The organism is Crenobacter caeni, assembly GCF_010435965.1.
In the GTDB taxonomy this organism is placed as follows: domain Bacteria; phylum Pseudomonadota; class Gammaproteobacteria; order Burkholderiales; family Chromobacteriaceae; genus Craterilacuibacter; species Craterilacuibacter caeni.
Map to the genome: position 1 here is coordinate 132345 of NZ_JAAGAA010000004.1, position 16564 is coordinate 148908.

Consider the following 16564-nt stretch of genomic DNA (forward strand, 5'->3'; position numbering starts at 1 on the left):
TGTTCTGGCTTTTTTGCTCCGTCAGGAGCCCCGCCCGCCGGCGGCATCCCGCCGGTGCCCAGTTCTGGAAACGCCAAGCATCGGGAGCAATCTTATGGAGTTTAACATCAAAAGTGGCAGCCCGGAGAAGCAGCGCGTTGCCTGCGTGATCGTCGGGATTTACGAAACCCGCAAGCTTACGCTGGCGGCCGACCTGCTTGACCGGATCTCCAACGGCTTTATCAGCGACGTGATCCGCCGTGGCGACATGGAGGGCAAGCTCGGCAGCACGCTGCTGCTGCACTCGGTGCCGCATACGCTGTGCGACCGCGTGTTGCTGGTGGGTCTGGGCAAGGAGCGTGAGTTCCGCGCCAAGGAATACCGTGAGGCGACCCGCGCGGCGGTGCGCGCGCTGGGACAGACCGCGTCTGGCGAGGCGGTCAGCTACCTGTCCGAACTGACGGTCAAGAAGCACGACGTCGAATGGATGATCGAGCAGGCGTGCGTGGTCACCCTCGATACGCTCTACCGTTTCGACACCTACCGCAGCAAGGCGGACGAACACGGACGCGAGCTGCGCAAGCTGACGCTGGCCGTGCCGCGGCGCAGCGACCTCGCCGACGGCGAGCGCGGCCTCGCGCGCGGCCTCTCGATTGCCGCCGGCATGAAACTCGCGAAAGATCTGGGCAACACGCCGGGCAACGTATGTACGCCGGCGTATCTCGCCCAGACCGCCCGCTCGCTGGCCGCAGACTTCGGCGCCGAGGCCAAGGTGCTCGGCCGCGAGGAGATCTCGGCGCTGGGCATGGGTGCCTTCCTGGCCGTCGCGCAGGGGGCGGACACCGAGCCGCAGTTCATCGAGCTCGTATACCGCGGCGCGGCCGACGTCGAAGAAAAGCCGCTGGTGCTGGTCGGCAAGGGGATCACCTTCGATTCGGGCGGCATTTCGCTGAAGCCCGGCGAAGGCATGGACGAGATGAAGTACGACATGGGTGGCGCCGCTGCCGTGCTCGGCACCTTCCGTGCGGTGGTCGAGATGAAGCTGCCGATCAACCTGGTCGCGCTGGTGCCGACCTGCGAGAACATGCCGTCCGGCCGCGCGCTCAAGCCCGGCGACATCGTCACTTCGATGGCCGGCAAGACCATCGAAGTGCTGAACACCGACGCCGAAGGCCGGCTGATCCTGTGCGACGCGCTGACGTACGCCGAGCGCTTCGAGCCTGCCGCGGTGATCGACGTGGCGACGCTGACCGGCGCGTGCATCATCGCGCTGGGGCATGTGGCGACCGGGCTTTACAGCAACCAGGACAGCCTGGCGCGTGACCTCGCCGCGGCAGGCGAGGAAGTCGGCGACCGCGCGTGGCACATGCCGCTGTGGGACGAGTACCAAGAACTCCTGAAGAGCCCGTTCGCGGACATGGCGAACATCGGCGGCCGCCCGGGCGGCAGCATCACCGCAGCCTGCTTCCTCTCGCGCTTTGCCAAGGCGTACGACTGGGCGCACCTCGATATCGCCGGCACCGCGTGGAAGAGCGGCAAGGACAAGGGTTCGACCGGCCGTCCGGTGCCCCTGCTCGTGCAATTCCTGCAGGATAGGGCCGATATCGCGCTGGGCCGAACCGTCCGCCGCGGCCGTCCGCGCCGTGACGCGCACGATACGCACGACGTCCATGACGCGGATTGATTTTTACACCAAGGTCGCCGACCCGGCCGCGTTTGCGTGCCGCCTGGCGGCGACCGTCCAGCGCAAGGGCGAGCAGCTCTTCGTGCTGCTGCCCGACGAGGACGCGCTCGGGCGATTCTCAACCCGGCTGTGGAGCTTTGCCGACACCGCTTTCGTGCCGAACTGCCGCTTCGACGCCCCCGAGGCCGCCCAGACGCCCGTCTGGCTCGGCCTCTCGGCGGCTGACGGCGTCTCGCGCAAGGTGTTGCTGAACCTGGGTGACGCGGAGCTTTCCCGGCCCGGCGAATTTGAGCGTATCCTCGAAGTGATCGGCGTCGACGACGCCTCGCTTGCACGCGCACGCGAGCGTTACCGCCAGTACCGTGCGGCGGGCTTTCCCATCGAACACCACGATATGCAGCACCTGAAACCATGAGCCAAGCCAACCGCCCCGCCGGCGTACCAGACAACCTGCCCGTGCTGACCGAAGTCGTCGAGTACGTGGACGACGCGCCAACAACGGCAGACGAGCCGCTCGCCCTCGAGATGCCCGCCGAACTCACGCTGGACGAACTGTTGCCGCCGCCTCCGGCGGCTGCCGTCTTCGAGACGCTGCCTTCGCTCGACCTGGACATCCCCGGGCCTCTGGAGGCGCTGTCGGACAATGCTGTGCCGGCGCTGTCCGAAGAGGCTCCGCAGGCGTCGCGCTGGAGCGAGCCGGTGGTCAGCCCCGAGGCCTGGCAGGCGACGCCGGCGGACGAGCTCTTCGCAAGCCCGTGGGTAGCCGCCCCGCGTACGCAGCCAGCGGCTGACAGTACCGAGCCGCCAGTCGAAATGCTGGCGGAAGCAGGCATTCCCGAACTCTCGCTCGACGACTTGCTGTTCGAAGCCGATGGGCCGGCCGGCGAGCAGGCAAGCGGAGCAGCGGCCGAAATGGCCGCCGCGTGGGCGCAGCTTGCGCCCGTCAGCGCCGTGTCGCCAGAGCCGGAGCTGGTGTCCGGGCTGGAGCCGCGGCCGGCAGAGGCTGCCGGGGATCTGCCGCTGGACGAGTTGCTGGGCGAACTGGCGTGGCCGCAAGCGGCGGCCGCCGCGGTCGAGCCCGGTTTAGCCATTCCCGAAGAGATGGTGCCCACGGCGACGGATCATGCTTTCATGCCGGCACCTGCATTCGGGGGGGAAGGGGCGGTAAGCGGGCAGACGTTGGCAGCGAACCTGCCGCAGGGATCCGGCTTTGCCGGCCACGATCCGGCCGAAATGGTCCTGTCCCCCGACCCGCTGGACGCGGCTCAGGGTGCTGGCGCGGCGCCAGCGGGTCGGCAGCCCGACGCGCTGCCTGTTGCTGCGGATGCAGCCGAAGCTGCGTCGGTTGCCGGCTGGGCCGACCAGGCGTTGGCGCAGGCAGATGTGTTTGCGTCGGCGGAGCCGGTAGCGCCGCCAGTCTCCTGGGTGCATGAGACGGCGTCCGATGGGCAGGCGGTTGACTCGGCGCCGCTTGAGGCGCCGTCGGCGATACCCGCCGAGCCCGAGCCCGCCGTGCAAGACCTTGTTGAAGTGCATGCAGACGCAGCGGCCGTGGGCTCTGTCGCTGAGCCGGCGTCGGACGGCGCTTGGACCGAATTCACGGGTGTTGCCGTGCCGGCGGGGCCGGAAAGCGCACCGTCCGTGCCAGGTATTGCGCTGACTGGCGCAGCCGAAGCGGGTCTTGCGTCTTCCGCTGCGGCACAGTCGGAGGCGGCGGCGGATGAAAGCTTTGCAAGTCCGGCCGAAGGCAGTCTGCCCGAGCTGCTGGCGCCAGCCGCCGGTGTTGAGCCGGTCGTCGAAGTGTCGGCTATCGACGCTAATGCGGGTCTCGCAGTCATGCCGGACGGACTGGCCGAGCCTGTCCAGCCCTTCGGTGTCGCTGCCGGGGCCGTCGACGTGCCCGCGGTCCACCCGGGCCCGGAGGTGGTCGACGCCCGCCTCCCGGCGTCCTTGGACGCCTGCGCGGGGCAACAGGCAGCCGAGAGTGCGGATGCGGCTCCGTCGGCAGGGGTCGCCGAGGGCGACGAGCTGTTTGAAGCGCAACCAGATGCCGCCATGGCCGTCATCGCAGCGGCCGCGTCCGTGCACGCAGTCGATGCAGGGAAGGTGTCCGCAGAGAATCCGGCCGTGCCTGCACAGCCGGTTCCGGCGCAGGAGGCGCTGGCTTTGGCGGGGGCTGTCGCGGCAGCTGGCGTTGCTCTCCAGGCGGGGGCCGAGACAGAAGCTGCCGAACAGGCGGCCCTGCTGCCGCAGGGTGCCGCCGGAGAACGGGTCGCCGTCGTAGACGAGGCTGCGCTGCTGGAGGCGATCTACCAGCGCATCCTGCCCAGGATGCGGGTCGAGCTGTCGCTGTGGCTGCAGGACGCGATCGAGAACCAGACCCGCCACCTGCTCGCCGGCGTGATGCAGCAGATGCGGGAAGACTACGACATGCTGTTCGGCGAGACACTGCGCGAGAGCATCCGCCAGGCGATCAGCGACATCGAGACCAACCACAAGGATGAGCAATGAGTGACCGGCTGACCAGTATCGTGACCCGTGGCGGGGATGACGGATCGACTTCGCTGGGCGACGGCCGGCGCGAGCACAAGGACGCGCCGCGCATCTGCGCGCTGGGCGAGGTTGACGAACTCAACTGCGTGGTGGGGCTGCTGCGCGCGCAAGGCGGCGCATCGGCGCACGACGCGCTGTTGTGCGCGATCCAGCACGACCTGTTCGACCTGGGCTCGGAACTGGCCGTGCCCGGCTACAGCGCGCTCAAGGAGGCGGCGGTCGAGCGGCTGGAGGCGGCCGTGGAGGCGCTGAACGCCGACCTGCCGGCGCTCAAGGAATTCATTCTGCCCGGTGGCAGCCAGGCCGCCGCGGTGGCGCATCAGGCGCGTTCGGTCGCCCGCCGCGCCGAGCGCGCGTTGGTCGCGCTCGCTCGCTTCGAGGAGGTATCGATGAGCGCGCGCCGTTACCTGAACCGCCTCTCCGACCTGATGTTCGTGCTCTCACGCGTGCTCAACCGCGAGGCTGGCGTGCCCGACGTGCTGTGGCAGCCGCGCCGCGACGCTTCCGGCGGGTAAAGCAGGATGCACGGGCTGATCCGTTTGTGGTCGGCCGCGCCGCGGTACCGCAAATTTGCCGCCGTGGCCATGCTGGCCGCGGCGGTTTTCGTTTTATGGCCGCATGAGGCTGGACAGTGGCGGGTCGCCACCGTCGCCGACGGCGATACCCTGCGCCTGGTGTCGCCTGAGGGAGATGCGGTACGCGCGCGGCTGCAGTTTGTCGACGCGCCTGAGCTTGCGCAGGCGGGCGGCCCGGCTGCCCGCGACGCGCTCCTGCGGCTGAGCCGGGGCGGGGCACTTCTCTGGCGCAAGGCGGCGACCGACGCCTACGGCCGCGAGCTGGGGGCTCTGGAGGTGGCGGGCGAAGATGTCGCGCTGGCCTTGCTCGGCGAGGGCTGGGCGTGGCATTACCGCCGCTACGCGCAAGAAGGTCAGCCGGCGGCCGACTACCGGCGGTACCAGCAGGCCGAGGCGGATGCTAGGCAGGCTCGGCGAGGGTTGTGGGCCGATCCGGCGGCCGAGCCTCCCTGGCGTTGGCGCCATCGTCACCGGCGTCCGTAGCGGGGAAGGTGGCTTGCAGCCAGCTGACGATGAGCTGGCAGGCAGACGGCCAGTCCGCGTCCAGCATCAGCATGTGCCCGGCGCCGGGCAGGATTTCCGATATGCCGCCGAGCGCCTGCGCGGTCCCGGCGATCTCCTCCGGCGCGACGATGCGGTCGAGCCCGCCGCCGAGCACCAGCGTGGGCGGCGGCGCGCAGCTTGTGTCCAGCCACTGTCGCCACGGTGCCCAGCACTGCATGTCGATGATGGCGCGGGTGCTCTCGTGTTGCGCGCGCGCCGCCATCAGCCGCATGTCCTCGATTGCCGCGTCGGGCGAGAACAACAATTCGCGCAGCGACGCCTCGGCCGCTTCGTCGGTCCGCCCGGGGGATGCCTGGAAGCGGTTAAGCGCGTCCAGCAGCGTCGGCGCTTCTGCGGCCAGGCGCAGCGTGGATCTGGCCAACCCGGCAGGCGGTACCGGCGCGAGCAGCACGAGAGCTGGCAGCGCGTGGCGACGGATCAGTTGCTGCGCGACGTAGCCGCCCATCGAGTGCGCGATGAGCACCGGCGGGGCGGGCAGGCGCGGCAGCGTAGCGGCGATGTCCGCGACGTAGTCGTCGATGCTCGCCGCGTCCAGCCAGTCCCGCCCCTCGCTTGCGCCGTGGCCGGACAGGCTCAGCGCGTAGCAGTCAAAACCGCGCGCGGTGAACCAAGGCATGAAGTGGCGCTGCCAGCACCACGCCGCGCAAAACGCGCCGTGCACGAACAGCAGCGGCAGCGGCCAGGCGGTGCCCGCCGCTGCCTGGTGCACGAGTTCAAGCTTGCGCGTCACAGAGCGTCCGCCGCGAAGTCGGCCAGGCGCGAGCGCTCGCCGCGCTGCAAGGTGATGTGCCCGCCGTGCGCCCAGCCCTTGAAGCGGTCGACCACGTAGGTGAGCCCCGAGCTGCCCTCGCTAAGATAAGGCGTGTCGATCTGCGCGATATTGCCCAGGCACACCACCTTGGTGCCGGGGCCGGCACGGGTGATCAGCGTCTTCATCTGCTTGGGCGTGAGGTTCTGCGCCTCGTCGATGATCAGGAACTTGTCCTGGAAGGTGCGCCCGCGCATGAAGTTCAGGCTCTTCACGCGGATGCGCGAGCGCAAAAAGTCGCCGGTCGCCGCGCGGCCCCAGTCGCCGCCGTCGTCCTCGCTCTTGCCCAGCACCTCGAGGTTGTCCTCGAGCGCGCCCATCCACGGCGCCATCTTCTCTTCCTCGGTGCCCGGCAAAAAGCCGATGTCCTCGCCGACCGGGATGGTTACCCGGGTCATGATGATCTCGTTGTAGCGCTTGCTCTCCAGCACCTGCGAGAGGCCAGCCGCCAGCGTGAGCAGCGTCTTGCCGGTGCCGGCCTGGCCCAGCAGCGACACGAAGTCGACCTCGGGGTCGAGCAGCAGGTTCAGCGCGAAATTCTGCTCGCGGTTGCGCGCGGTGATGCCGAACACGTTGTTCTTGGCGTGGCTGTAGTCCTTGAGGGTCTGCAAGGTCGCCTGCCGCCCCTGTTGGGCGACGACCCTGACTGTCAGCGGGCTGGCGCCTTCCTGCCACAACAGCTGGTTGAGATAAAGCGCGGGCACGTCCGGCCCCTCGATGCGGTAGTGGTTGCGGCCATGCTCGGCCCACGACTCGATCTCGCGGCCGTTGCGCTCCCAGAACGCGTCGTCCAGCTCGCGCGCGCCCGAGTACAGGAGGTCGGTGTCCTCGAGTACCTTGTCGTTGAAGTAGTCCTCGGCGTCCAGGCCCAGTGCGCGCGCCTTGATGCGCATATTGATGTCTTTCGACACCAGGATCACGCCGCGCTCGGGGTGCAGTTCCTTGAGCGCCATCACGATGCCGAGGATCTGGTTGTCGGCCTTGCCCACCGGCATCGAACCGGGCAGCACGCTGTGGATCGCCTGCGTCTGCAGGATCAACCGGCCGCTCGCCTGCTCGTGGCTGGCCGGAGCGAGCGGGATGCCGGATTCGATGCGGGCGGGCGAAGACTTGAGGATCTCGTCGATGAAGCGGCTGGTCTGGCGGGCGTTGCGCGCGACTTCGGACATGCCGGTCTTGTGCATGTCCAGCTCTTCGAGCGTGATGATGGGGATGAAGACGTCGTGCTCGGCGAAGTGGAACAGACAGGTCGGGTCGTGCAGCAGCACGTTGGTGTCGAGGACGAACAACTTGTCGGGACGGGACTTCTTGCGCGTAGCCATGAGACTTTCCCCTCGGTTGGCGGCGCCGCGGGCGCGGCGCCCGATTTTCATCGTTTACAGCGACTGCAGGTAGGCGAGGACCTCCTGGGCGTGGCCGTCGACCTTGACCTTGCGCCAGGCACGCAGCACGCGGCCGTCTTCTCCAATGATAAAGGTGCTGCGCTCGATGCCGCGCACCTGTTTGCCGTACATGTTCTTCATACGGATCACGTCGAAGGCCTGGCAGGCGACCTCGTCCGGGTCGGACGCGAGCTCGAAGGGCAGCGCGAACTTCGCCTTGAAGTTTTCGTGCGACTTGAGGCTGTCGCGCGAGAGGCCGATCACGGTCGCACCGGTGGCGGCGAAGGCGTCGGCGAGGTCGCGGAAGGCGGCCGCCTCATTGCTGCAGCCGGGCGTGTTGTCTTTCGGGTAGAAGTAGAGCACCAGCGGTTTCGCTGCGGTCGCCGGGTTGAAGGTGGTGCCGGAAGTGGCGGCCAGTTCGAAGGCGGGGCAGGTGTCGCCCTCGGCGAGCGGTGCGCCTGCAATGACTTCAGGCTGTTTGTCGTTTTGCATTGATGACATTGTATATATCCGTTGCTTTCAAGGATAGTCGGTGGAAGAGGGCACCGCCCGGCGCAGCAGCACCAGCAAGGCGCCCTGGCCGCCGGCGATGGCCGGCGCCGGCGTAAACGCCAGCACATGCGGGTGGCAGGCGAGCCAGCGGCGCACCATGCGCGGCAGCACCGGTTCGCCGCGCGAGCCGTAGCCCATGCCGTGCACGACGCGCACGCAGGCGCCGCGGCTACGGGCGCGGTGCAGGAACAGCGCGAGCGCGCCGTGTGCCGCGTAACGGTCCATGCCGTGCAGGTCGAGCGTCGCGACGACCGGAAAATGGCCGGCGACGAGCCGTTTGAGGGTGATGCGCGCGACACCGGAGGCGAGATGGGTGTCCGGCTCCTCGCCTCGGTCGAACCAGCCGCTCATCTGCGCGATCACGGACGCCTCGGGTAGTGCGTTGGTGCCGGCGTCGCCGCCTTGCCGGCGCGGCCAGTGCGGCGGTGCCGGCCTCGCCGGGTGGGCGCGCTTGCTGTCCCTGAGCGGGCGCACGTCGGCGAACAGCGTGGCAAAGTCGGGCTCCGGCACGGGCGCTGGCGCCGACGGCAAAACAGCCGGAGCTTTGGGCTCCAGCTGTTTTTTCAGCGCCTTCAGTTGTGCGCGGTGCGCTTTCACTTCAGTGCGTCGAGGTAGCGCTCGGCGTCGAGCGCGGCCTGGCAGCCGGAGGCCGCGCTGGTCACCGCCTGGCGGTAGATGTGGTCCTGCACGTCGCCGGCGGCGAACACGCCGTCGACGCTGGTCGCCGTCGCGTTGCCGTCACGGCCGCCGCGGGTGATCAGGTAGCCGGTAGCGTCCATCTCGAGCTGGCCCTTGAAAATGTCGGTGTTCGGCTTGTGGCCGATCGCGATGAATACACCCATCAGCGCGATATCTTCGTGGGTGCCGTCGTTGAAGCGAACGCGGGCGCCGGTCACGCCGGAGGCGTCGCCCAGCACTTCATCGAGCTGTGCGTTGAGCTTGAGCGTGATCTTGCCCTCGGCGACGCGCGCCATCAGCTTGTCGACCATGATCTTCTCGGCGCGGAAGGTGTCGCGGCGGTGGATCAGCGTCACATGCTTGGCGATATTGGCCAGATACAGCGCCTCCTCGACCGCGGTGTTGCCGCCGCCGACCACGGCGACGTCCTGACCGCGGTAGAAGAAGCCGTCGCAGGTCGCGCAGGCGGATACGCCCTTGCCCATGAAGGCGGCTTCGGACGGCAGGCCGAGATACTGGGCGGACGCGCCGGTGGCGACGATCAGCGCGTCGCAGCTATAGGTGCCCATGTCGCCGAACAGGCGGAAGGGCTTCTGGCCCAGTTCGACGCGGTGGATCTGGTCGAACAGCATTTCGGTGCCGAAGCGCTCGGCGTGCTGCAAGAAGCGCTGCATCAGCTCGGGTCCCATCACGCCGTCGGCGTCGGCCGGCCAGTTGTCGACCTCGGTCGTCGTCATCAGCTGGCCGCCCTGCGCCATGCCGGTGATCAGCACCGGCTTGAGGTTGGCGCGCGCGGCGTAGACGGCGGCGGTGTAGCCGGCCGGGCCGGAACCGAGGATCAGCAACGGGCTGTGGCGGGTTTCGCTCATGGTGCAAAGTCCTGTCTGACGTTGGATGTCGCCGATTCTACCAGTTCGCGCCGCGCTCCGTGTTTAAACGCCGCAATCGGACGATAGGATCTGGCTATGCTGGGAAGCAGGTGCCGAGCGGATTGCTTGACGCAGGTCACATGAACGCCGCTCGATCAAAATTAGTATATGCACATGTTTTGTCGATTAGGCCAAGTGCCTTACTAGGAGCCACAAGCATGCCACGCAATCTGTTCAAGTTGTCCGCCTTCGCCATCGCACTGGGGTTCGCCGCCGTCGCTCAGGCCGCGCCGCACGGTGAGGTGGCCGCGCGCGAGATGGTCCACGTCGCGACTGCGTTCAAGGGCCGCATGGCGGGCACCGCGCAGGAGAAGGCGGTCGCCGACTATCTGGCCGGAAAGTTCCGCGCAATGGGCTACCAGGTGGTCGAGCAGCCGTTCACTTCCTCGTTCGAATACGAGAAGGCCGACAAGCAGAAGGAAAAGCGTGAAGTGAAGTCGCTCAACGTGATCGCGACCAAGCCGGGTCAGGACGACAAGGTGGTGATCGTCGGCGCGCACTTCGACTCGCGCACGCCGAAGAAAGACGGCGACATCGGCAAGATCGGCGGCCCGGGGCTCGAGGGGCTGGACGACAACGCGTCCGGCGTCGGCATGCTGCTCGAACTGGCCGACCAGCTCAAATCCGTGAAGACCAAACATACGATCAAGTTCGTCGGCTTCGGCGCCGAGGAACTGGGCCTGTTGGGCGCGAAGGACTACGTCGCGCGCATGACCGACACCGAGCGCAGCCAGCTGATCGCGATGGTCAACATGGACAGCCTGATCACCGGCGACAAGATGTACTTCCACGCCGGCAAGAATACCGTCGCCAAGGATGCGAAGGCCGGCCACGCGCGCGACCGCGCGCTGGCCATCGCCAAGAAACTGGGCGTCGCGGCCGGCACCAACCCGGGCCTCAACAAGGAATACCCGAAGGGTACCGGCTGCTGCTCGGACCAGGAAGCGTTCGACGAGGCCGGCGTGCCGGTGCTGGCGGTCGAGGCGACCAACTGGGAGATCGGCGACAAGGACGGTTACGAGCAGACCACCAACAAGGCAATCAAGGACGGCATGAGCTGGCACCGTCCGGATGTCGACAACGTCGCCAACCTGAAGCGCGTGTTCCCGAACCGTGTCGAAGAGCGCGCGCGCGACTTCAGTCGCGTGCTGACCCCGCTGGTGATCGAGCTGGCCGGCGGCAAGGTCAAGTAAGCCGAGACGGCGCACAAGAAAACGGCCCCTTTAAAGGGGCCGTTTTTCATTGGCTGTGCGTCAGTCCTTCAGCGTCAGCGCCATGATCTCGTCGGCCAGCTCGGCGACGCCCAGCGTGCCAGCGCGGTTGTACCACTGCACCGTCCAGTGCAGGCTGCCCAGTAGCGTGCGCCTGAGCAGGCGGGTATTGGCCTTGACGAGGCCGGTAGCGGCAGCCTCGTCCAGCACCTGCTGCCACAGCGCCTCGTAGCGGTCGCGCAGCACGATGAGGCCGGGGCGGGACTCGGGCGACACGCTGCGCCACTCGTAGAGCATCACCTCGAGCGCGGCCTGGTTCTCGCCGAGCAGCGAATTGAGGTGCACGTGAAAGAGTGCGCGCACGCGCTCGAGCGGCTTGCTTTCGCGGGCAAGCGCCGCGGCCAGCTGTTCGGTGGTGCGGGTGATGCCCAGCGCCATCACCGCAACCAGGATCTCCTCCTTGGTGCGGAAATGGTAGAACAGGCTACCGGACTGCATGCCGGCGGCGGTGCCGATGTCTCGCACGGTGGTGCGCTCGTAGCCCTGGTCGCGGAACAGGCGGGCGGCGATGCGGACAAGTTCCATCCGCCGGGTATTGTCTTCGGGCAGGGTCAGGCTCATGGTGCTGGCGTGGTGGTGGGCGGGTAACGGTCTATCAGCTGCAAGGCGGCGTCCCACACCCTCTCGGGCATGAGTTTTTGCAGGCAGTCGGTGTGGCCCAGCGGGCAATTGCGCTCGAAGCACGGGCTGCAGTCGAGGTTGAGCGAGACGATGCGCGCCTTGTCGGTGAGCGGCGGGGTGAAGTCCGGGCTGGATGAACCGTACAGCGCGACCAGCGGCTTGCCCAAGGCGGCCGCGACGTGCATCAGCCCCGAGTCGTTGCACACTGCGAGGTCGACGCGGCCCATCAGGTCGATCGCGTCGGCAAGCGAGGTCGCGCCGCACAGGTTGCGCGCGGCGCCGCCGGACAGTTGCTCGATCTCCTGGCCGATGGCAGCGTCCTTGTCCGAGCCGAACAGCCACGCCTGCCAGCCCGCGTCGGCGAACGCGCGCGCGAGCGCGGCAAAGTGGTGCGCCGGCCAGCGCTTGGCCGGGCCGTATTCGGCCCCCGGGCACAGCGCGACGGCAGGCTTATTTGCGTCCAGTCCCAGGCGCGCGGCGACTTCGGCGCCGGCCGCCGCGTTGGCGCGCAGCTCGGGGTGGGGAATGGGCGCGGCAGGCAGCGTGCCCGGCGCCTCGGCCAGCGCGCAGAAGCGTTCGACCATGCGCGGCAGCGCGTTCTCGTCAAGCTCGCGCATATCGTTGATCAGCCCGTAGCGCATCTCGCCGGTAAAGCCGGTGCGCTTGGGGATGCCGGCAAAGGCCGGGATCAGCGCGGCCTTGAGCGAGCCGGGCAGCACCACGGCCTGGTCGAAGCCCAGGGCGGAGAGCTTGCGCGCGACGCGCCAGCGCTCGCCAAGCCGCAAGGCGCCGTGGCCGAAGGGGTTGAGGTGGGCAGCGGCCACCTCTGGCATGCGCTCGAGCAAGGGCAACGTCCACGCCGGTGCGAACACGTGCACTTCGGCGCCGGGGTTGCGCTCGATGAGGCGGCGGTACAGAGGTTGCGCCATCACGCCGTCACCGACCCACGACGGGCCGATCACCAGGATTTTCTTCATAGAGTGGTCAAGCAAAAAAGGTGCGGCAAGCGCACCTTTGCCGGCCGGTACGGGCCGCCTGTCAGTGGTGGTGGCCGACCGGTCCGGTCAGTTTGTAAAGGGTGCCGCAGTAAGGGCAGCGAGCTTCGCCGCCGAGTTTCACGATCGGCAGGAATACGCGCGGGTGCGCGTTCCATTTGACCATGTCGGGCATCGGGCAGGCCAGCGGCAGGTCCTTGGCCGTCACTTCGATCACGCGCTGGGTGTTTTCGGTCAGTTCCATGATGGTTCTTTGTTGCGTTGGTTGTGGTTGTTCTGCCCGGCAAGGGGCCGAGTATAGCGCCGGCGGCCTCAGTCGACCAAGGTCAGCCAGTGCGCGTAGCGCACGTCCTCGCCCTTGACGATGGCGAAGTAGCGGCGCTGGATCTCCGTGGTGACCGGACCGCGGCAGCCCGCGCCGATCACCCGATTGTCCAGTTCGCGGATCGGCGTGATCTCGGCGGCGGTGCCTGTGAAGAACGCCTCGTCCGCGCTGTACACCTCGTCGCGGGTGATGCGCTTCTCGACAAGTTCGAGGTCCATCTCGGCGGCGATGGTCAGCACGGTGTCGCGGGTGATGCCCTCGAGCGCGGAGGTCAGATCCGGCGTGTACAGCTTGCCGCGGCGCACGATGAAGATGTTCTCGCCGGAGCCTTCGGCGACGAAGCCGTCGACATCCAGGAGCAGCGCCTCGTCGTAGCCGTCGCGCACCGCCTCCTGGTTGGCGAGGATGGAGTTCATGTAGTTGCCGTTGGCCTTGGCCTTGCACATGGTCACGTTGACGTGGTGGCGGGCGAACGAACTCGTCTTGACGCGGATGCCTTTTTCCAGCCCCTCTTCGCCGAGATAGGCGCCCCACGGCCAGGCGGCGACGATCAGGTGCACGTCGCCCGCCGGCGGCGCGATGCCGAGCTTGCCCGAGCCGTAAAACGCCATCGGCCGGAAATAACAGCTCTTGAGCGCGTTCTCGCGCACCACGGCCAGATGCGCGTCGTTGATCGCGTCGCGGCCGAACGGGATGTCGATGCCGAGGATGTGCGCCGAGCGCAGCAGGCGGTCGGTATGGTCGGCGAGGCGGAAAATCGCCGGCCCCCTGGCGGTTTCGTACGCGCGCACGCCCTCGAACACGCCCATGCCGTAGTGCAGGGTGTGGGTGAGCACGTGGGTGGTCGCCTCGCGCCACGGCACCAGTTTGCCGTCGTACCAGATCCAGCCGTCACGGTCAGACATCGACATTGTCTTGCTCCTTGGGTTGGAGATATTACGTGCGATTATACAGGCCGAATCACGTTTGCGGCGGCTCGACGCCGGCAAACAGCGCCTCCCACAGCGCCGCGACCTGCCGGTAGTGTGCCTTCAGCGCACCGTCGACCGCCACCGCGCGCACTTCGGCGAGGCGCGAGGCATGCTGCAGGCGCCGGTAGTGGCGGTACGCGGCCTGCGCGTCGGCGGCCAGCGCCCTGTCTATCAGCCCGGCGTCGGCGGCGACGGCGAGCAGCGCGATGGTGCCGGTGTTCGCGGTCAGCGCGGGCAACTCGTGCGCGTGGGCGAGGATCAGGTACTGGACGATGAACTCGGCGTCGATGATGCCGCCCGTGGCGTTCTTCACGTCGGTGTCGATGGCCGGGTGGCTCTCGCGCATGCGCGCGCGCATGGCGACCACTTCGGACGCAAGCGCCTGCGGCTCGCGCTTGAGGCCCAGCACCCGCTGGCGGATCGCCTCGAAGCGCGCGCCGATGGCCGCATCGCCCGCGACAAAGCGCGCGCGGGTCAGCGCCTGGTGCTCCCACACCCACGCCTCGTGCTGCTGGTAGTGTTCGAACGCGTCGACGGTGCTCACCAACAGCCCGCTTTGCCCGTTCGGGCGAAGCCTCAGGTCGATGTCGTACAGCACGCCCGCGCTGGTGGTGCTGGTCAGCCAGGTCGTCATCTTGCGCGCGAGGCGCGCGTAGAGTTCCGGCGCGTCGGCGTGTTCGTCGTCGTAGAGGAAGATCAGGTCGAGGTCGGACGCGTAGCCGAGCTCCTTGCCGCCCAGCTTGCCGTAGCCGACGATGGCGAAACGCGGGGTGTCGGTGTGCCGGCCGCGGATGTCCAGCCACGCGTACTTGAGCGTTGCGGCCAGGGTGACGTCGGCCAGGCGAGAGAGTTCGTCCGACAGCGCTTCCAGCGTCCACATGCCGGCGATGTCCTGCGCGACCAGGCGGAACACCTGCGCGTGCTGGAAGTGGCGCAGCGTGTCCATCTGCGCCTCGGCGTCGCCCTTGTTCTCCTGCATGCCCGCGTCCAGTTCGCGCGCGAGCCTGTCCCAGTCGGGGCTCGCGTACAGCACGCGCGCGTCGAGCAGCTCGTCAAGCAAGATGGGGTGGCGCATCAGGTAGCCCGACACCCAACTGCTCGCCGAGCAAAGCTGCGCGAGCCGCTGCAGCGTCTGCGGGTATTCGGTGAGCAGCGCAAGGTAGGACGCGCGCCGGCTGACCGCTTCCAAGAGGGCGAGGATGCGGGAGAGCGTCGCGTCCGGTTGCGGCAGCGCGCCGGCCACCTCGATCAGGGGCGGCAACAGCGCGTCGAACTTGTGCTGGCTGCTGGCGGGCAACTGGCGGTAGCGCTGGCTGCCGGCCAAGGCCGACAGCTGGCGGGCGACGGCGGCGGCGTCTTCGTAGCCCAGGCTTGCCAGTGCGGGGGCGGGGTCGGCCTCGCCGTTTTCGCGGATGTCGCGCCACAGTCCGGCGAGCGGGTGCGCCGGCGCGTTCTCGGTCGGCAGGAAGAACACCTGCTCGAAGTGGCGCGTCACATGGCGGCGGTGTACGTTGAGCGTCGCCATGAACGCGTCCCAGTTGGTTGCCCCCATGCTTTGCGCGATGGCGTGGCGTGCGGCGTCCGTCTCCGGCAGCGTCTGCGTCTGTGCGTCGTCAACGTATTGCAGGCGGTGTTCGAGGCGGCGCAGGTAGTCGTAGGCGGCCTCGAGCTCGGACACCGCGTCGTCTTCCATCAGGTGCATGGCTTTGAGGCAGGCGAGGGTCTCGCGGGTGCCCTTGAGCTGCAGGCGCTTCTCGCGGCCGCCGCGGATCAGCTGGAACACCTGCGCGATGAACTCGATTTCGCGGATGCCGCCCGGCCCCAGCTTGATGTTGGCCGCCATGTCGCGGCGGGCGACCTCGCGGCGGATCTGTGCGTGCAGTTCGCGCATCGCGCCGTAGGCGCCGTAGTCGAGGTATTTGCGGTAGACGAAGGGACGCACCAGCTCGGCGAGTCCGGCCGCGTCGCCGGTGACGGCGCGGCCCTTGATCCACGCGTAGCGCTCCCACTCGCGGCCCTGGGTGAGCAGGTAGTTTTCCAGCGCGGCGAAGCTCATCACCAGCGGGCCCGAGTCGCCGTAGGGGCGCAGGCGCATGTCGACGCGGAACACCAGGCCGTCGGCGGTGGTCTCGCTGATGATGCGGATGATCTCTTTGCCCAGCCGCGTGAAGTACTCGTGATTCGACGTGACGCGACCGCCGGCGGTCTCGCCGTCTTCGGGGTATACGAAGATCAGGTCGATGTCGGACGAGACGTTGAGCTCGAAACCGCCGAGCTTGCCCATCGCGACGACGATCAGCTGCTGCGCCTCGCCGCTGTCCTCGCCCGTCGGCGTGCCGTAGCGCGCGAGGCTGGCGCATGCCGACGCCTCGGCGCGTACGATGGCGAAGTCGGCCAAGTCGCTGATGGTGGTGACCACCTCGTCGAGCGGGGCGAGGCCGGCGAGGTCGCGTGCGATCAGGCGCGCCATCACCGCCTGGCGCAGCCGGCGCAGCGCACCGATCAGCGCGTCTGCCTCATCCAGCGTATCCCAGTCGGCAAAGGCGGCCATTTCGCCGGGCGTGAACGGCTGGTGCAGGTGCGCCTTGAGCTCGGCGAGCCGCTCGGGTCTAGCCTGAAAAAGTCGTTCCAGATAGAAGCTGAAGCGGCGGGCGCCGGCGATGGCCGTCTCTGGCAT

The 16564-nt window shown here is 68.1% G+C and carries 16 protein-coding genes; 6 read left to right on the forward strand and 10 right to left on the reverse strand.

Annotated features, from left to right (window positions below):
- Positions 1-94 precede the first annotated feature (94 nt).
- The 5 genes from GZH52_RS05970 (at position 95) to GZH52_RS17120 (ending at position 5274) form a co-directional block, all read left to right on the forward strand.
- A complete protein-coding gene (locus GZH52_RS05970) occupies positions 95-1663 on the forward strand; it encodes a leucyl aminopeptidase (protein ID WP_163315574.1) in 1569 nt (522 codons plus the stop codon).
- Entirely contained in the window at positions 1650-2078 is a 429-nt protein-coding gene (locus GZH52_RS05975) for a DNA polymerase III subunit chi (RefSeq protein ID WP_163315575.1), read from the forward strand. Before GZH52_RS05970 ends, GZH52_RS05975 begins: the two co-directional genes overlap by 14 nt.
- On the forward strand, positions 2075-4174 hold the full coding sequence (locus GZH52_RS05980; protein ID WP_163315576.1) for a hypothetical protein: 2100 nt from the start codon (positions 2075-2077) through the stop codon (positions 4172-4174). Before GZH52_RS05975 ends, GZH52_RS05980 begins: the two co-directional genes overlap by 4 nt.
- Positions 4171-4731 (forward strand): cob(I)yrinic acid a,c-diamide adenosyltransferase, encoded by a 561-nt coding sequence (locus tag GZH52_RS05985; protein WP_163315577.1) that lies wholly within the window; start codon positions 4171-4173, stop codon positions 4729-4731. The genes GZH52_RS05980 and GZH52_RS05985 overlap by 4 nt, the downstream gene beginning before the upstream one ends.
- A gap of 69 nt (positions 4732-4800) precedes the next feature.
- Positions 4801-5274: a thermonuclease family protein gene (locus GZH52_RS17120; protein ID WP_432417431.1), complete on the forward strand. Its 474-nt coding sequence runs from the start codon at positions 4801-4803 to the stop codon at positions 5272-5274.
- Here GZH52_RS17120 and GZH52_RS05995 read toward each other — a convergent pair.
- The 5 genes from GZH52_RS05995 to trxB all read right to left on the reverse strand — a co-directional run bounded on the left by GZH52_RS05995 (position 5192) and on the right by trxB (position 9644).
- Positions 5192-6085 (reverse strand): alpha/beta fold hydrolase, encoded by an 894-nt coding sequence (locus tag GZH52_RS05995; protein WP_163315579.1) that lies wholly within the window; start codon positions 6083-6085, stop codon positions 5192-5194. The two genes, GZH52_RS17120 and GZH52_RS05995, sit on opposite strands and share 83 nt — an antisense overlap.
- Positions 6082-7485 carry a PhoH family protein gene (locus GZH52_RS06000; protein WP_163315580.1) on the reverse strand — a complete coding sequence of 468 codons (1404 nt, stop codon included), beginning with the start codon at positions 7483-7485 and terminating at the stop codon, positions 6082-6084. Before GZH52_RS06000 ends, GZH52_RS05995 begins: the two co-directional genes overlap by 4 nt.
- Before the next feature lie 54 nt (positions 7486-7539).
- On the reverse strand, positions 7540-8046 hold the full coding sequence (locus GZH52_RS06005) for a peroxiredoxin (RefSeq protein WP_432417429.1): 507 nt from the start codon (positions 8044-8046) through the stop codon (positions 7540-7542).
- An 18-nt stretch (positions 8047-8064) separates the two neighbouring features.
- Positions 8065-8607, reverse strand: coding sequence for a Smr/MutS family protein (locus GZH52_RS06010; RefSeq protein ID WP_349290641.1), 543 nt, complete (start codon positions 8605-8607; stop codon positions 8065-8067).
- Between the two features lie 83 nt (positions 8608-8690).
- Positions 8691-9644, reverse strand: coding sequence for a thioredoxin-disulfide reductase (gene trxB / locus GZH52_RS06015; protein WP_163315582.1), 954 nt, complete (start codon positions 9642-9644; stop codon positions 8691-8693).
- Positions 9645-9862: 218 nt separating this feature from the next.
- On the opposite strand from trxB, the gene GZH52_RS06020 reads away from it, so the two are divergent.
- Positions 9863-10897 carry an aminopeptidase gene (locus tag GZH52_RS06020; protein ID WP_163315583.1) on the forward strand — a complete coding sequence of 345 codons (1035 nt, stop codon included), beginning with the start codon at positions 9863-9865 and terminating at the stop codon, positions 10895-10897.
- Positions 10898-10957: 60 nt separating this feature from the next.
- Here GZH52_RS06020 and GZH52_RS06025 read toward each other — a convergent pair whose 3' ends face one another.
- From GZH52_RS06025 to glnE, 5 genes are all read right to left on the reverse strand, one after another.
- Positions 10958-11536 (reverse strand): TetR/AcrR family transcriptional regulator, encoded by a 579-nt coding sequence (locus GZH52_RS06025; RefSeq protein ID WP_163315584.1) that lies wholly within the window; start codon positions 11534-11536, stop codon positions 10958-10960.
- Positions 11533-12573, reverse strand: coding sequence for a lipopolysaccharide heptosyltransferase II (waaF, locus tag GZH52_RS06030; protein WP_163315585.1), 1041 nt, complete (start codon positions 12571-12573; stop codon positions 11533-11535). Before waaF ends, GZH52_RS06025 begins: the two co-directional genes overlap by 4 nt.
- A gap of 61 nt (positions 12574-12634) precedes the next feature.
- On the reverse strand, positions 12635-12835 hold the full coding sequence (locus tag GZH52_RS06035) for a zinc-finger domain-containing protein (RefSeq protein WP_203525638.1): 201 nt from the start codon (positions 12833-12835) through the stop codon (positions 12635-12637).
- A gap of 68 nt (positions 12836-12903) precedes the next feature.
- Complete coding sequence (locus GZH52_RS06040) at positions 12904-13827, reverse strand: branched-chain amino acid transaminase (protein ID WP_163315586.1); 924 nt, start codon at positions 13825-13827, stop codon at positions 12904-12906.
- 49 nt (positions 13828-13876) lie between these two features.
- Positions 13877-16564: a bifunctional [glutamate--ammonia ligase]-adenylyl-L-tyrosine phosphorylase/[glutamate--ammonia-ligase] adenylyltransferase gene (glnE, locus tag GZH52_RS06045; protein ID WP_163315587.1), complete on the reverse strand. Its 2688-nt coding sequence runs from the start codon at positions 16562-16564 to the stop codon at positions 13877-13879.

Coding starts and splice junctions, on each gene's coding strand:
- GZH52_RS05970 (WP_163315574.1), top strand. CDS start 95: ATGGAGTTTAACATCAAAAGTGGCAGCCCGGAGAAGCAGCGCGTTGCC.
- GZH52_RS05975 (WP_163315575.1), top strand. CDS start 1,650: ATGACGCGGATTGATTTTTACACCAAGGTCGCCGACCCGGCCGCGTTT.
- GZH52_RS05980 (WP_163315576.1), top strand. CDS start 2,075: ATGAGCCAAGCCAACCGCCCCGCCGGCGTACCAGACAACCTGCCCGTG.
- GZH52_RS05985 (WP_163315577.1), top strand. CDS start 4,171: ATGAGTGACCGGCTGACCAGTATCGTGACCCGTGGCGGGGATGACGGA.
- GZH52_RS17120 (WP_432417431.1), top strand. CDS start 4,801: ATGCTGGCCGCGGCGGTTTTCGTTTTATGGCCGCATGAGGCTGGACAG.
- GZH52_RS06000 (WP_163315580.1), bottom strand. CDS start 7,485: ATGGCTACGCGCAAGAAGTCCCGTCCCGACAAGTTGTTCGTCCTCGAC.
- GZH52_RS06005 (WP_432417429.1), bottom strand. CDS start 8,046: ATGTCATCAATGCAAAACGACAAACAGCCTGAAGTCATTGCAGGCGCA.
- trxB (WP_163315582.1), bottom strand. CDS start 9,644: ATGAGCGAAACCCGCCACAGCCCGTTGCTGATCCTCGGTTCCGGCCCG.
- GZH52_RS06020 (WP_163315583.1), top strand. CDS start 9,863: ATGCCACGCAATCTGTTCAAGTTGTCCGCCTTCGCCATCGCACTGGGG.
- GZH52_RS06025 (WP_163315584.1), bottom strand. CDS start 11,536: ATGAGCCTGACCCTGCCCGAAGACAATACCCGGCGGATGGAACTTGTC.
- waaF (WP_163315585.1), bottom strand. CDS start 12,573: ATGAAGAAAATCCTGGTGATCGGCCCGTCGTGGGTCGGTGACGGCGTG.
- GZH52_RS06035 (WP_203525638.1), bottom strand. CDS start 12,835: ATGGAACTGACCGAAAACACCCAGCGCGTGATCGAAGTGACGGCCAAG.
- GZH52_RS06040 (WP_163315586.1), bottom strand. CDS start 13,827: ATGTCGATGTCTGACCGTGACGGCTGGATCTGGTACGACGGCAAACTG.
- glnE (WP_163315587.1), bottom strand. CDS start 16,564: ATGCCAGAGACGGCCATCGCCGGCGCCCGCCGCTTCAGCTTCTATCTG.